At 39.4% G+C, this 15,688-nt stretch carries 13 protein-coding genes; all 13 read left to right on the top strand.

What is annotated here, in order from left to right:
- Positions 1-6: 6 nt before the first annotated feature.
- A complete protein-coding gene (locus MB14_RS09530; protein ID WP_062591332.1) occupies positions 7-801 on the top strand; it encodes an SDR family oxidoreductase in 795 nt (264 codons plus the stop codon).
- A gap of 10 nt (positions 802-811) precedes the next feature.
- Positions 812-1,711, top strand: a complete 900-nt coding sequence (locus MB14_RS09525; RefSeq protein ID WP_062591331.1) for a Gfo/Idh/MocA family oxidoreductase — start codon at positions 812-814, stop codon at positions 1,709-1,711.
- Positions 1,708-2,442 (top strand): SDR family oxidoreductase, encoded by a 735-nt coding sequence (locus MB14_RS09520; protein WP_062591330.1) that lies wholly within the window; start codon positions 1,708-1,710, stop codon positions 2,440-2,442. The genes MB14_RS09525 and MB14_RS09520 overlap by 4 nt, the downstream gene beginning before the upstream one ends.
- Positions 2,443-2,518: 76 nt before the next feature.
- On the top strand, positions 2,519-3,547 hold the full coding sequence (locus MB14_RS09515; protein WP_062591329.1) for a Wzz/FepE/Etk N-terminal domain-containing protein: 1,029 nt from the start codon (positions 2,519-2,521) through the stop codon (positions 3,545-3,547).
- 51 nt (positions 3,548-3,598) lie between these two features.
- Complete coding sequence (locus MB14_RS09510; protein WP_062591328.1) at positions 3,599-4,864, top strand: MATE family efflux transporter; 1,266 nt, start codon at positions 3,599-3,601, stop codon at positions 4,862-4,864.
- Positions 4,861-6,657: a CDP-glycerol glycerophosphotransferase family protein gene (locus tag MB14_RS09505; protein ID WP_062591327.1), complete on the top strand. Its 1,797-nt coding sequence runs from the start codon at positions 4,861-4,863 to the stop codon at positions 6,655-6,657. The genes MB14_RS09510 and MB14_RS09505 overlap by 4 nt, the downstream gene beginning before the upstream one ends.
- Positions 6,650-7,867: a hypothetical protein gene (locus MB14_RS09500; RefSeq protein WP_132644132.1), complete on the top strand. Its 1,218-nt coding sequence runs from the start codon at positions 6,650-6,652 to the stop codon at positions 7,865-7,867. The genes MB14_RS09505 and MB14_RS09500 overlap by 8 nt, the downstream gene beginning before the upstream one ends.
- On the top strand, positions 7,868-9,718 hold the full coding sequence (gene asnB, locus MB14_RS09495; protein WP_062591325.1) for an asparagine synthase (glutamine-hydrolyzing): 1,851 nt from the start codon (positions 7,868-7,870) through the stop codon (positions 9,716-9,718).
- A gap of 13 nt (positions 9,719-9,731) precedes the next feature.
- Positions 9,732-11,357: an alginate lyase family protein gene (locus tag MB14_RS09490; protein ID WP_132644133.1), complete on the top strand. Its 1,626-nt coding sequence runs from the start codon at positions 9,732-9,734 to the stop codon at positions 11,355-11,357.
- Positions 11,347-12,432, top strand: a complete 1,086-nt coding sequence (gene wecB, locus MB14_RS09485; RefSeq protein WP_062591323.1) for a non-hydrolyzing UDP-N-acetylglucosamine 2-epimerase — start codon at positions 11,347-11,349, stop codon at positions 12,430-12,432. The genes MB14_RS09490 and wecB overlap by 11 nt, the downstream gene beginning before the upstream one ends.
- Positions 12,429-13,607 carry a glycosyltransferase family 4 protein gene (locus MB14_RS09480; RefSeq protein ID WP_062591322.1) on the top strand — a complete coding sequence of 393 codons (1,179 nt, stop codon included), beginning with the start codon at positions 12,429-12,431 and terminating at the stop codon, positions 13,605-13,607. Before wecB ends, MB14_RS09480 begins: the two co-directional genes overlap by 4 nt.
- A 3-nt stretch (positions 13,608-13,610) precedes the next feature.
- Complete coding sequence (locus MB14_RS09475) at positions 13,611-14,465, top strand: NAD-dependent epimerase/dehydratase family protein (protein WP_062591321.1); 855 nt, start codon at positions 13,611-13,613, stop codon at positions 14,463-14,465.
- Position 14,466: 1 nt separating this feature from the next.
- Positions 14,467-15,687, top strand: coding sequence for a polysaccharide biosynthesis protein (locus MB14_RS09470; RefSeq protein WP_062591320.1), 1,221 nt, complete (start codon positions 14,467-14,469; stop codon positions 15,685-15,687).
- The last annotated feature ends 1 nt before the right edge of the window (position 15,688 follow it).

Raw genomic sequence — 15,688 nt, 5'->3', positions numbered from 1 at the left:
GTAATAATGAATTTAAAAGACTTACAAAATTTAACTGGTAAGGTAGCTCTGGTTACGGGTGGAGCAGGATACCTAGGTACCAGCATTTGCGAAACTTTGGCAGAACTGGGAGCCACGGTATTGATTGCCAGCCGAAGTGAAGAAAAGCCTAAATTATTGGCACAAAGACTCAAAGCAGAGTATGGTGCCGATACAGGTACCTATGCCGTAGACATAACCAATATTGATTCAGTAAAAGCATTAACATCAAAAATTGAGGCTGAATACGGTAGACTTGATATTTTGGTGAACAACGCCTGGTCAGGGAATAAAAATACCTTCGAGTCGATTTCTTATGAAGATTGGAAATATGATATTGATGTATGCTTAAATGGTGTGTTCAACTGTACAAAAGAGATCAAACCGCTACTTACAAAATCTGATGATCCCGTCATTGTAAATATAGCTTCAATGTATGGTCATATTGCACCAGATTATCGTATGTATGATGGAAAGCGCTATGCCAACCCGCCAAGTTACGGTGCGGCAAAGGCTGGTGTAATTCAGCTTACCAAGTACCTGGCGAGTTTTTTGTCTGAAGAAGGTATCCGTGTTAATGCACTCAGCCCTGGTGCTTTCCCATTTAAATCCACACAAGGTGAAAATGCAGCGTTTATTCAGAGACTTTCAGATAAAGCCATCCTTGGAAGAATTGGTGATCCTGATGACCTCAAGGGAGCAGTAGCTTTACTTTGTAGCCAAGCATCAAGATTCATGACGGGTCAGAATATTTGTGTTGATGGTGGTTGGGCCGTTTGGTAATCTATAGATTATGAATCTAGGCGTTATCGGATACAGTGAAGGAAACGGACACCCCTTTTCCTTCTCAGCAATTTTGAATGGATACAATCAGGATAAACTGCATTTAAATCCTATTACCCCCATTAATGATTATCTGCAACTTCAGCCGTCCAATTTGTTTGGTATAGGCAACTTGAGAGTTACTCATGTATGGACTCAGGATTTGGAACTATCAAACTGCATAGCTGCGGTGGGCAGAGTAGAGCATGTGGTTAAAGATTTTACCCAAATGTTAGATGCAGTCGATGGGGTTTTAATCCTAAGAGATGACCAGCATACTCATTATGCAGCACCATTTCTAGAAAAGGGGAAGTACGTTTTCGTAGATAAGCCGCTTTGTAGCAATTATAAAGAACTTGACTATTTCATGCCCTTTCTGGAAAAAGGATTACTTATGAGTTGCTCTGGTTTGAGATACTTGCCACGAATTATGGAACTTCAGGGAAGCTTAACGTCTAAGATTAAATTGAGTTACAGCAATAGCGTAAACCATTGGATGAACTACGGTATCCATACACTGGAAGGATTAGACCCCCTGATTGGTAGTTTGCCATGTAGTGTGCAATATATTGGATCTGATCAAAATCGGATGTTCAGAGTCATGTATGAAAATGGCAGCTACACGCTCATCAACCTGAGTGGAGCGAATTATGGAGGCATTAGATCTCATTTACATCTGGAGTCGGGAGAGGTGTTGTCTGTCCATTTCAACGATAACTTTAATGCCTTCAGAAATACATTGGTAGCTTTCAATGAGCAGATCAAAACCGGAGTTCCTGCCATAGACCCACAGCGTACTGCAGCATTGCTGCGCACCATGCTAAAGGGACAGGACTCTTATTTAGATAAGGGCAAAATCATGAATATATGAACAAGGGGAAAATCATAATTGTAACAGGAGGAAGTGGTTTGATTGGTAGGGAGATTATGAAGACTCTGTCCTCCCAAGGCTTTAAGGCAATCAATTTTGATATCGCTGATACAGATGAGTTGGACGAGCCTTTTGTTAAGTGCAATATTACACAGCCTAAAGCAGTGAACCAGGCTCTCAAAAAGGTGGAAACATTATATGGGCCAGTTTACGGATTAGTAAACAATGCCTATCCTCGCACTAAAGATTGGGGATTACCTTTTGAAGAAATCCCCTATGATTCATGGAGCCAAAATGTAGACATGCAGTTAAACGCAGTTTTCTATATTACTCAGCAGGTAATAAAAGGCATGGTGGAAAGAAAAGAGGGTAGAATTGTCAATATCTCTTCTATCTATGGGGTCGTTGGCAATGACTTTACTATCTACGAGAATACACAGCTATCACCCCCGGCAGCATATTCGGCCATCAAAGGAGGGCTTGTGAATTTTAGTAGATATTTGGCTTCAAAATTTGGTAAAAAGGGTATCAGTGTCAACTGTGTTTCGCCTGGTGGAATTTTCGATCATCAGCCGGAAGCGTTTGTTGAAGCTTATGAGCATAAAGTACCTATGAAAAGAATGGGAAATCCGGGAGATATCTCACCAGCAGTAGCTTTCTTTATGTCTGAAGGCGCCGGCTACATCACAGGCCAGAATTTGGTAGTGGATGGTGGCTGGACGTGTATTTGATTAGGTTACTTGATTTTTAAAATGGATCATAGCCTAAACTGAGACATTTACTCAATTGAATTTCTAAATTACTATTATGCAGTCAATCAATTTATACGACCTGTTAATCGAGCTACGGGCCAAGCTAAAATGGATCATAATTACTGTAGGGGTATTTGTTATGATCGGTTTGGTTGTTGCTTTTACCAATCCAAAAGAGTGGAAAACAAGAATCGTATTGATACCTGAGGCTACTCAAGGCAAAAATGGGCTTTCAGGTGCTCTAGGAGGGATTGCAAGCTTGGCGGGATTCTCTGGTTCTGAGTCTTCTACTGGTACCATAAGGCCTGAATTATACCCTAACATTATTACTAGTACTCCATTTCTGTTGGCCATGATGTCACAGGAATACTACTTCAAGAGCCTTGACCAGAAATTATCAATTGTTGATTATTTTTCCTGTCATGAGAAAATGCCATTATTATCCAGACTATCTGGTGCAGGGGGGTGCATTGAAGATAATGAGTTTGAGAATGTTGAGATAGAGGGAGCCATATTGCTTTCAAAAAGGGAACATAACGTCTCCAGAAAGCTTGGAGAGCGTGTGAATATTTTTGTTAACAAAGAATCGGGTATTATCACCTTAAATGTAGAAATGCAAGATCCGCAAGTGAGTGCTCAAATGGCCATTTTTGCTAAAGAATACATAGAGAGATATGTGGTAAATTATTATAAGCAAAATAAGCTAAGGCAACTTGAGTTTATTGAAACTCAAGTTGCAATTAAGAAGTCTGAGTTTTCAAAGATTGACTCTTTATTGGCTAAGTATAAAGATCAAAATCTACTTTTGAACACAGAAAAATCAAGGGTTTACGAGTCTCAATTACAGTCTGAAAGAGATCTCTTGTTCAATGTTTTTAGCTCTCTGTCTCAGCAGCTGGAAGAATCGCGTATAGAATACAATAAGAACATACCTGTGTTTACAGAAGTAGAACCCGCAGTGATCCCAATTAATAGAAGTAAACCACGCAAGGTGATTATCCTTTTTATTTTCACCTTCTTAGGTGGCTTTTTGTCCGTATCCTACTTCGTCATTCAAAAAATCCGTAAGCCCTCTATCAATTAAAGATTGGGTTCCTGTCTTTTGGGGAGTACTTTCCTGAGGCTGGATAGTGGAATGTTACAGAATCTCAAACAGCAATTGTGGAAACATCGAAGTTATGCCTACTTCACGGGTTTTAGATACCTTGAATTTGGTTTGCTTTCGTTGTGTTTCTTTTTTGTAGCGCATAGATCAGGACCGGAAGAATATGGTAATGCAGCACGGTCTTTTCTTACCATTACCTATTCTGCTTTTTTCGTTTTAGGGGTCAATCAATTGATGGTGAAGAAATTTGCCATTTATGAGGAAGAATGGCAAAAGTCATACATCAGCACCTACAACTTGCTGTATAACATGGCTTTTGCCGCAGTCGGTTTTGGCCTTACCTTGTTACTCATTGATCAGGAATACAAGTATTACGTGGCTTGTATAGTAGCCCTCAAGCTGGTGGTTGAGTCTTTTGTTTCGTTGAAAAGGGTCTATCAGGAGAAGCTCCAAATCAACCTCATTTATCTGACCAATGCGAGCTTACTAACGGCTCTCTATTTTGGTACACAGGGAGCAACGGTACATGATTTTTTCAAATACTGGGCTATAGGTTTGAGTTTGTCTGTACTAACAGGTGTAATGCTGACCTTAAAATATGATTTGTGGAAAAACCTTTTTAAGGTCAGTTTCTACAGATTTGTATCTGCTAACCTCATAGACTTCCTAAAAAATGGTGCTACCCTAGCAATAATTAGTGCCTTCACACCTTTGATTGGTACCAGCGATAAGTACTTCTTATCTTATAGCTCTTTCGATAAAGAGCTACTTGGCAATATGCAATTGGCAGATAATGTAGCAGCGGTAGTGGCTATGGGGCTAGGGCCAGTTGCATTCATCATTACTCCCATTCTCATAGGTAAGTTGAGTAAAGGGCAACTTTCAGTGAAGCATTTTTACACACAAGGCTATAAAGTCTACACACTTATTATTCTAGGTTTTTGTGGGTTGCTTCTCCTGACTTCCCCCGTATTATTGAGTCTCTTTTCCGATTTCGATCAGTTGCTCTTTCCACTTGCGGTGTATTTGATTACCCGTTCTATCGTAGCCGCTTTGTTTATGGGTAGTGTGGTGAGCATGGCTTTCTCTAAAGAATATCTCTACCTCAAACAAATATTGATTGTGGTGGTAGGCTATCTCTTATTACAGTGGGGTGCGTTCTTGTTGGTTGACGAAAAACATCAACTCTTTTACCTTTTACCCGTGGCAGGGCTGGTTGCAGCAGTGCTCATGCATGTGATGATATACAGGAGTTATAGGGTCAATGATGTATTTGAAAAAAAGGAAGTTGTATGAAAAGAAGGCTAGTTCTTGTTTTTGGTTCCGTTGATTTTCCCTTGGAAGCAAACGATATATTGGTCTACAATCAAAAAGGAGGCCTACCACAAGACATTACTTCCGTTTGCATCAATGATGCCAGGTTAAACAGACAAGAGTGGGCGCAACGTTATGATGAATTTCTCGCTTCCAACCTGATTGAGGGAGCTGATGATTATAATGCAGTCATTGCAGGCTGCAATAAGAATCTCTCCAGAAGCCATCATTATATATTCAATTGGATCATCACTCTTGAGAATCTAATGGAAGAGCACGAAGTGACCACTGTGCTTATTACCGATTTGGTCAATTCATTTGGTTTTGCACCCTATTATGAGGCTGAGGGCGAGGTTAACAAAGAATTTTTTTACAAAAGGTATGATTTCATTCCGGCTCTCATTAAGCGCTATCTCGAAACTAGGGCTGGGATAGAAGTAAAAGTTCTGAGGCATCATTCCAAGGTGTGGCAATGGTTCAGAAGGCTGCTAAGGCGCTATTTTTTGTTGTTTGCCAAATGCTTTTTCTATTTGAGAGCACTTGGTTCGCTTAAGAAAAAGACAGCTACATATGCGGAATTGGAAGAGGGAGATATTCTAGTACTTAATACACGAACTCCTGCCCACCATAAGGCATTTGACTTAATTGAGCGTAAATATTCAAACACTATATTCTTTTGTGCCGAACTCACGAGCTCATTAGGTACAAACTATCAGTATGCTATTGAAAAGGGTTCGAGGGCGGTGTCTTTTGGTACCTATATATCTCATTTCGATTTGATCAGAATCATGTTCAAGTGTTTGCGATTCATATGGTTAAGCAATGTTAAACATCCTTATTTTGAGTATTTGGGAGTGAAAGTGGCTTATTACGACTCTTATAAGGAGATGGTGATAGCATTCTTTGAAGTTTGGGTATATCAGACCTCCCTTGATCGTTTTATGAACGAGCTAAATCAAAAATATCCAGGAAGATTGAAGTTGAGTACGGGAGAGATGTTTACACCTCAGGCCTATGTAACAAACCTTGTAGGTAAAAAATATGAATCTGATACTTATCAGATTCAAACAACAGCTATGACCCCTTTGAAAGAACCAAATTTTGTCCATTGTGACTATTTTTTGTTTCTGGGCCGAATACTTGCTGATCAATATCAAATGAACAACCCTGAAAAAGAGAGTATAGGCAGGTTCATTGGTAACATTCAGTATTCATCAGAGGATGCTTTGGCTGAAATAGAGGTTAGTAAGCATGACAGTGTCAAAAAAATCATCTACTTCTCACAACCCGTCATCGATGAAGACATTGAAATGGAGATCGTGGAAACCTTGGTCGGTGCCAAGGAAAATTTAGGGTATAGGTTGTTTGTGAAAATGCATCCGCGGGACAACATTAATAAGTTTTTGAAATTTTCAGAGGAGCTTGAATTCATAGACAATAGCATGTCTATGAGCGAATACTTAAATGATGCAAGCGTGGCTGTCTTGAAAAACTCCTCTATCGCAACAGACATTTTAATCAAAGGAGTTCCCATTATTTATTGTCTGTTTTCAGAATATATGAGGAATACTCGCCTTGATTTTCTTGATCCTGAATATATTGGTACTCTGGAAAAAATCGGTGAACTTGTCCCAACACTTGAAGATTTTCAGGCTTTGAAAGCTGACTTTGAGTTGTATAAACAACGCTACCTGGCAAATAATTACGACTCTAAAGGAGTAGAAGATTTTTTGAAGAACTTACTGTCGACAGAGCCATTGAATGGCCATGATTGAAGGACTGAATAGGATAAGGCAAGAAAACCAAACTGGTATCTCCAGTTTTACCCTGGAAGGTATACTGCTTGGAGTTTTCCAGTTTTCAGTGTTTTTCCCTTTCGTCTCCCCAGTACCCATACAGTCTGATGTACAACCACTGGGGGGGCTATTAGCAGGAGTCATATTAGCGCTTAGGTTTCTTTCGAAGAAGCTTGTTGTGGAAAAGAGAAATCTCTTTTTGCTCCTGTACACGTTCTTGCTCCTGTGTTTTATAAATCCATTCGGTGGCTTTGAAATAGATTATGGTAAGTATCTTTCCATGCTTTATGGTATGGTGTTGCTCCTTGTTTTTACTAGCGAGTTTGAGATCAAAGCCAATTTTTTCTTTTTGTCGATCCTTATTTATGCAGGTTTCACAGTAGGCCTGTTGGCAATGCCTAACCTGTTTTTCAATATTCAGGATATGCTCATAAGAAATACCAATTCGGTCGATTTTCTAGGCTATCGTGGCATTTCTACCCTTTCAACAGAGCCGGGCCTTTTTGGAGGGTTGTTGGTGGCTTTTGCCATGATCAACGATCATTTAAAGTCTCATAATAAATTAAGTAATGTAAAGTTTTTCCTGCTTCACATCCTGATTCTCTTCATGATCTTGCTCACTAAATCGGGTACAGGCTATTTGTATTATGTAGTATTTTTGGGCTTCAAGCTTTTCGACAACAAAATCCCCTTCATTCAACGAGTTTCAGGATTTTCTTTGGTAGTCATCCTTACTGTATTGCTGGTTATTTATTTAGGGTCTCTTGGATTGAACCTGGGTAGGGGCATTGACATAATCATGAAACTATCGGAAGGTAGTTCAGGGGGACTAGGGAATGATAGTTCCATTCTCTATCGACTCAGTGGGTTTTATGTGAGTTTTCTGGTGATGTCGGTGTATCCGTTTGGTGTTGGGTTTGGAGATGTAGAAACAACAGCACAAGAATTCGTATATGAAAGTGAATTTCTCTTTTCACTTCTGGGCAATGAGCAAGTTCATTTCACTTCTGCATTTTCATATACAGTTATGGGAGCCGGTTTATTGGCCGTCGGGCTGTTCTTCTCTATTTTTCTGCTTACAAAGGCTAAAACAAAACACAAAGCCTTTGCTTTTATCTTCATGTTCTTCTCCTATAGTCTGGCTTTCCCTATGATTTGGCTATTGTTATCATTAAAAAAGAAAAAATAAATGTGTGGAATAGTAGGTTATTGCTCACTGAAGCAATTTTATACCACCGAACTAAGCAATGCACTTGATGTAATTGACTATCGTGGGCCTGATGGTAGAGGTGCCTTTGAAAGCAATGATCACCAGGTACACCTGGGGCTAGGGCATGTCAGGTTGAGCATCATTGATTTGTCTAAAGAGTCTGATCAGCCTATGTGGACTACGGACGGCCAGTATTGTATTGTCTTTAATGGAGAAATTTATAACTATCAACAGCTAAGAGATAAGTATCTGCAAGGTGTTGAGTTCAGAACCTCCTCTGATACAGAAGTGTTATTGCATCTGTACATCAAGCAAGGAGAGTCGTTTCTAGACGAGGTATTGGGCATGTTCAGTATTTGCATTTATAGCAAGGTTGATGGTTCCCTGTTCATTGCCAGAGATCAGCTCGGCATCAAGCCCTTATATTATGCTTTTGATGGGGAACAGCTGTTTTTTTCTTCTGAGATCAAGTCCATTGGTCAATTTGATCCAAAGCTGACTAAGATAGATAAAGACTGCCTGTACGAATTCCTGCTGAACGGCTTTTTATATGAACCCGATACAGGATTTAAACATATAAAAAAACTCCCTCCCGGCCATTGGATCAAACTGGATAAGAACATGCAGTTTGAGTTGCAGCGTTATTGGATTCCCACAGCGCATGGGCAGGCAGACCAAAATATCAATTGGGCAAAGGAAATAGAATCGTCTATCAAGTCACATCTGGTGAGTGACGTACCTGTAGGACTCTTCTTTAGCGGTGGCGTTGACTCAACTGTATTGCTCAAATTTGTTGAAAATGTAAAGCCCCTCCTTTTCAAGGCTGAACCTGATGAGGTGAAACAGGCGGGTATGAGCAGTGATGTTAACTATGCCAGAATGATAGGCAAGCACTGGAATATTGAACTGGACGAGGTAGAATCTAAGGAGAGTATAAAGTCTACAGAAGACTTTTTGGAGAAAGTGGAGTCTCTGGCACATATGACAGAAGAACCCATCGCAGACTTTACTTTTATTGCTTCACTCGATCTGTCTAAGCGAGCCAAACAGCGTGGTTATAAAGTAATGCTCTCTGGTATGGGGGCCGATGAGATCTTTGCAGGATATCCGCGATACAACCTGGTCAAGCATCAGAAGTTTTTCGGTCTACTCAACAAGCTACTTCCCCTGCCACTTTTGAGGCTGTCTAAAAAATTTGAAAAGAAGGCAGAAAGGTTCAAAACCTTTTTTCGCTACAATGAGCTGGCGCTTTCCTATACCTCTACCATAGGCTATTTTTCACCTGAAGAAACCAGTCGCATGCTAGGCAGAGATGGCATTAAATCGTACAAGGCCAAGCTCAATCAAATTCTGGCGCTTTTTCCTTCTGGTATCAGCGATATGAAGAAAGTAATGTGCCTTGATTTGTATGGCTTCCTCTCGCACAACTTTCTAGTGGCAGATAAGTCTAGTATGCTTTGCAGCATAGAAATGCGTGTGCCCCTGGCCACGCACCAACTTTTTGAAAAGGTATTGTCTATTGACGACAATGACCTGATGGATCATAAAAGGTCTAAAAAGATATTGAAAGCCCTGCTGGCGGATTCATTGGATAATGATATCATTGAAAGGAGAAAAGCTGGGTTTAATCCACCACTCGATGGTTACATCAGACGACTTGGTTCTGTGAAACTGGGAGAGGTGTTCGATTCGAACGGGCTTTACCAATACTTGGAGAGGCCGTTTATTGAGCAAATCATTTCAGATCATTTTGACAAGAACGTCAATAACACTTACAAGCTTTATCAGCTGCTCTACCTCAGCTACTGGTTAAAGGCCAAGAAAGAGTGAAAAGCCTTTTTAAGTGAAAGAATATATGGGGGTAGTGAGCAAAGCAACATTGATTTTCAGAACCGTTAGGTACCTGAGTTTTAAACAGTTGTATTTCAATGTTTTCTATAGGTTAAAATTTAAAGTAAAGACTCGTTTTGCTTTTGGAAATCAGAAAGGGTATGTCACACCGACACCTTTGCAGCTAAAGTATGATGCTATTTTTGTGCCTCATACAAGTGTAAGCGTGGCTGGTAATCAGGCTACATTTTCCATTTTGAATAAAGACCGGACTTTTGCCATTGACCAAATGGACTGGGCCGATGAAACGCATGGCAAACTTTGGAACTACAATCTCAATTACTTTGAGTATTTATTTTGCCCTGCCTTGAGTCATGAGCAGTGTCTTCAATTGATTACTGCATACTGCCAGAGCCTTTCGGTGAATGAGGGTGGGCTTGAGCCTTATCCGATTTCATTAAGAGGAATCAATTGGATAAAATACCTGTCCCTCAAAGAGGTTCAGCATGAGACTTTCAACAGATCACTTTACTTTCAGTACAAGGTGCTCATGGCCAGCCTTGAATATCACCTTTTGGCCAATCATCTTCTGGAGAACGCCTTTTCTCTACTTTTTGGTTCTTATTATTTCCGTTCAGATACTTTTTACAATAGGGCAAAACAGCTTTTACAGGAAGAATTGAATGAACAGATATTGGCGGATGGTGCTCACTATGAGCGTTCCCCCATGTATCATCAGATCATACTCTATCGATTACTTGATGCTATCAACTTGCTTGATGCCAACTCCTGGAAAAATGATAACCTTTATGGTTTTCTTCAAAGGAAAGCGAAACAGATGCTGTCCTTTCTGCATCAGGTGACTCTGGGCGGTACAGTGTACCCATGTGTAAAAGATTCTGCTCCTGGAGTGGCACCTACTGCCATACACCTTTTTTCATACGCAAAAATACTGGGGCTGACCTGGAACACCAATAACCATATGAAGCAATCAGGTTATCGATGGATAAGACATCAAGACCTACATGTGCTAGCTGACATTGGAGAGGTAAGCCCAAGTTATCAACCTGGGCATGCTCATGCCGATGAATTGAGTTTCTTGCTTTGGAGTGGGCATAGTCCCATTTTGGTAGATACAGGCATCTCTACTTACGAAAAAAACCAGCGCAGGCAGCAGGAGAGGTCTTCTTCATCTCACAATTGTCTAGCCTTGGATGGCATAAATTCATCGGAGGTTTGGGGAGGCTTTCGTGTAGGCAGTCGAGCGAATATCAAGATACTGGCCGATACTGAAAATGAAGTGTCGGCAAGCCATGACGGTTTCCGTAAGCAAGGCCTTCTGACCAGTCGATTGTGGAAGAAAGAAAAGGAGGGCCTCATTATTTATGATTTGCATAAGGGCAATGAGAATGACTTGCAAAAAGCCATCCTTAACCTACATTTTCACCCTGATATAGAGGTTGTTGTAGAAGGCGCACTGGTGAGAGCCGGTGGAGTAGAATTACATTTATCAGGATTTCGAGAAATCAGCTTAGAAAGTTTTAAGTTTGCAACCCAGTTCAACTCTTTGGTTAAATCAAAGAGGTTGAGTTTAAAACCCAGTACCAAAACAAGAATTTTTGTAAAAAATGCTAGTTGACATCATCGCAGGCGCTCGCCCTAATTTCATGAAAATTGCACCAATAATTCACGCGATTCAAAAAGCTGAAGATAATGGTTCAAAGCTTAAATATAGACTGGTCCACACTGGACAGCATTATGATAAGAAAATGTCAGGAGACTTTTTCGAGCAACTCAATATCCCTCATCCCGATGTGAATTTAGAGTCAGGTTCTGGAACCCAAGCAGAGCAAACCGCTAAGATAATGGTCAGGTATGAGGCTCTTCTGCTAGAAAAGCCTTGTGATTTAGCCTTGGTAGTTGGCGATGTAACCTCTACAATGGCCTGTTCGATTGCAGCAAAAAAATTAAACATTAAGGTAGCTCATGTGGAAGCCGGTATTCGCTCGTTCGATCTTTCGATGCCCGAAGAGATCAATAGAATGGTTACCGATAGTATAACAGACTACTTTTTCACTACCTCTGAACGCGCGAACATTAATTTAAAAAAGGCTGGCGTACAAGATGAGAGAATCTTTTTCGTGGGTAATACAATGATCGATACTTTGCTTAAGAATCGGTCGCGTTTTATGAAGCCCGAGGTTTGGGATGAGCTAAAACTTAATGAGTCCGGCTACATTGTGATGACTTTGCATAGACCTGCAAATGTTGATGAAGAACATAAGTTAAAAGACTTAATACAAGAGATTGTAGATCATTCTCAGGGAATACCTTTGGTTTTTCCAATTCATCCAAGAACCGCTAAAGTATTCGAAAACCTAGGGATCACACATGATAATTTACACTTGATCGAGCCACTTCCTTATTTGGAGTTCAACTTTTTGGTTGAAAGAGCAAGTGCAGTAATTACAGATTCAGGAGGAATAACAGAAGAAACTACGGTGATGGGAATTCCATGTATGACGCTGAGAGATAATACAGAAAGACCAGAGACTTGCGAACTCGGAACTAATGAGTTGTTAGGAACAGACCCTAAAGCTATTGGTCCAGCTATGGCTAAATTGTTTTCCGGACAATGGAAAAAAGGAGGGATTCCACAATTATGGGATGGGAGAACTGCAGAGCGGATAATAGAGTGCTTAAATAAGTTATGAAGATACTTTATTTGACTTTTTATTTTGAACCAGATCTTTGTGCTGGTTCATTTAGAAATACACCCTTAGCCTACGAGTTAAATAGAAAACTTAAGGAAGGTGATGAGGTTCATGTGATAACCACCATGCCTAATCGTTACAAGTCTTTCAAAGAAGACGCCCAGGAGGTTGAGCGAATTGACAAGCTATTTATTCAGAGAATCCCTATTCCTGATCATCAAAGTGGGTTTTCGGATCAAATTAATTCGTTCAAAACATTTTTCTTTAATGCACTGAAGTTGACAAAGGGGAATCACTATGATTTGGTTTTTGCTTCTTCTTCTCGTCTTTTTACCGCTTTTTTAGGGAGATATCTAGCGAATAAACACAAAGTCAACCTCTACCTTGATATAAGAGATATTTTTACCGATACAATGAATGAGGTGCTTGAGAGTAAAGCATTGAAAGCGCTCAGTTTACCCGTTCTAAGAAAAATTGAAAAATATACCTTTAGAAACGCCAACCACATTAACCTCGTATCAGGTGGTTTTGAAGAGTATTTTAAGAAATTCAAAAAACCATCGTACTCATTCTTTACGAACGGAATTGACGATGAATTCTTAAATCTCCCCGAATCTAAAGAGAGAGTTAGGGATCAATATATCATAACATATGCTGGTAATATTGGTGAGGGGCAGGGCTTACATAAAATTATACCCCAAGCGGCTAAGGCGCTAGGTGATGATTATAAGTTTGTGATTATTGGCGATGGGGGGGCAAAAGGCAAACTAATAGATCAAATTGAAAAAATAGGAGGTGCTAATATTGAACTGATTGAACCTGTAAATAGGGCTGCCTTGAAGGATTATTATCTGAAGTCGGATTTTCTTTTTCTACATTTGAATGATTTTAGAGCTTTTGAAAAAGTACTTCCATCAAAAATATTTGAATACGGGGCTTATGATAAGCCTATAATTGCAGGAGTTGCTGGTTTTGCAAGCCGTTTTATTCAGGAGAATCTACAAAATTATATACTATTCGCTCCTGGAGATGTGGATTCATTTGTTTCAAGCATTAAATCCTTTGAGTTTAGAAATCAAAGAAGGTCTGAGTTCATTTCCACATTTAGCCGAAAAAATATAACGGAAAGGATGGCTGATGATATAATTAGTAATGTTAAGAAAGGTAATCAGTAACAAATGAAGAAGGTTCTTGTTACGGGTGCATCTGGTTTTGTGGGACAACTTTTTTGTGTCAAGAATAAAGATAGATATATCATAAAAACCGTTTCGCTCCAAAATATTAAGGTTAAAGACTTGGACTTGTCGAGCGTAGATGTAATCCTTCATTTAGCTGGAATTGCTCATCGAATGGAGAAGACAGATGACTCCCTCTATTATGATGTGAACTATGAGTTAACTAAGGAATTGGCAACTGCTGCTAAAGCGGCAAATGTGAGCCATTTTCTTTTTGTAAGTACAATTAAAGTATATGGAGACGAGTATGAATTACTCACTCCAGATACTGAGTGTAGACCAAATGATGCTTACGGCAAAAGTAAGCTTCTTGCGGAAGAGGCCCTTAATGGGTTAGAGTCTGAGCACTTTAAGGTTTCTATTGTTCGTCCACCATTAATTTATGGTCAGGGTGTGAAAGGTAACATGAAGAAGCTTATAGCATTGGTTGAGAAGAGAAAGTACATCCCCTTTGGTAACATAAATAATTTAAGGAGTATAGTTGGGGTTGATAATTTTGTTGCGCTCTTGGATAGGGTAATTGAAACTCGTAAATCAGGTACTTTTTTAATCCAAGATACTGAACCCGTGTCTACTTCAAGATTGATATCGGAAATCTCAAAAGCAAAAAATATTAACGTCAAGTTGATTTCAATACCAAGGGTGATGAGGTTTACGATTAAAAAAATTGCACCTGAAATATATAAGAGGCTGTTTGGCTCTCTCGTAGTCGATGATAGTGCCACTAGAAATATATTAAACTTTGAACCTCCTTATTCATTTGAGGAAGGGGTACGATTAATGGTTAAAAATAATTAATATGAATAAACTGTTTAAGCTCGATAGATTTATATCCGAACATGTGACGGAGAGAGAGAATAGTCTTTTTTTAAACGACTTGGTTACTTTTCATCAGGATTTAAAAAGTAAAACAGAAGGAAAAACTGCATTAGTAATTGGCGGTGCTGGAACAATAGGCTCATCATTTATTAAGGCTCTCTTGCATTTCAATATTAGCAAGCTGTATGTTGTAGATATAAATGAGAATGGATTAACAGAACTCGTTAGAGATATTAGAAGCTCGGTTGGTTTAAATGTTCCAGATGATCTCAAAACTTATCCTATAAGTTTTTCAGATCCTGTTTTTAAAAAAATGTTTCTTGCTTCAGGGCCTTTTGATATTGTTGCCAATTTTGCAGCCCATAAACATGTGAGAAGCGAAAAGGATCATTACTCAATTGAGGCAATGGTTCAAAACAATGTCTTAAAAGCAAAAGCTCTATTAGACATTTTGGTAGAAAACCCTCCAGCACATTTTTTCTGCGTTTCTACGGACAAAGCAGCGAACCCAGTGAATGTTATGGGAGCAAGTAAAAAGCTTATGGAGGATTTAATTATTGCCTATTCAGACAGGTTGCAAATTACTACAGCAAGGTTTGCTAATGTGGCATTTTCCAACGGAAGCCTGCCTTTTGGCTTTATGGAAAGATTGGCAAAGCAGCAGCCGTTGGCAAGTCCGTTAAACATTAAAAGATACTTTGTTTCACCCGTAGAATCTGGTCAAATATGCCTCTTAGCTTGTTTATTGGGTCAATCAGGGGAAATCTTCTTTCCGAAGTTAGACTACAACAAGAATATGAAAACCTTTTCTGATATAGCTGTAAGTTTATTGAAAGAAATGGGTTTTGAATCTGATGTGTGTAAAACGGAGACGGAAGCAAGAGAAAAAGCAGAGCAGTTAAAGAGTGATTCAAGTTCATATCCAGTGTATTTTTTTGAATCAAACACTTCTGGTGAGAAATCTTTTGAGGAGTTTTATACAGAAGATGAAGAATTGGACATACAAAGTTTTTCTGGCCTTGGTGTGATTAAGAATACTGAAAGAAAGTCTACTCAAGAACTAATGAAAATATTCTCAGAACTGGAAACAACATTTAGTTCAAGCGCAATAACTAAAGCAGATGTAGTGAAAATCCTAAAGAATTACCTTCCGAATTTTGATCATATTGAGAAAGGTAAAAACTTAGATCAAAGCATGTAAT

This window comes from Roseivirga ehrenbergii, assembly GCF_001593005.1.
GTDB classification, from domain to species: Bacteria; Bacteroidota; Bacteroidia; order Cytophagales; family Cyclobacteriaceae; genus Roseivirga; species Roseivirga ehrenbergii.
This window is presented reverse-complemented; position numbering and strand designations above follow the sequence as displayed.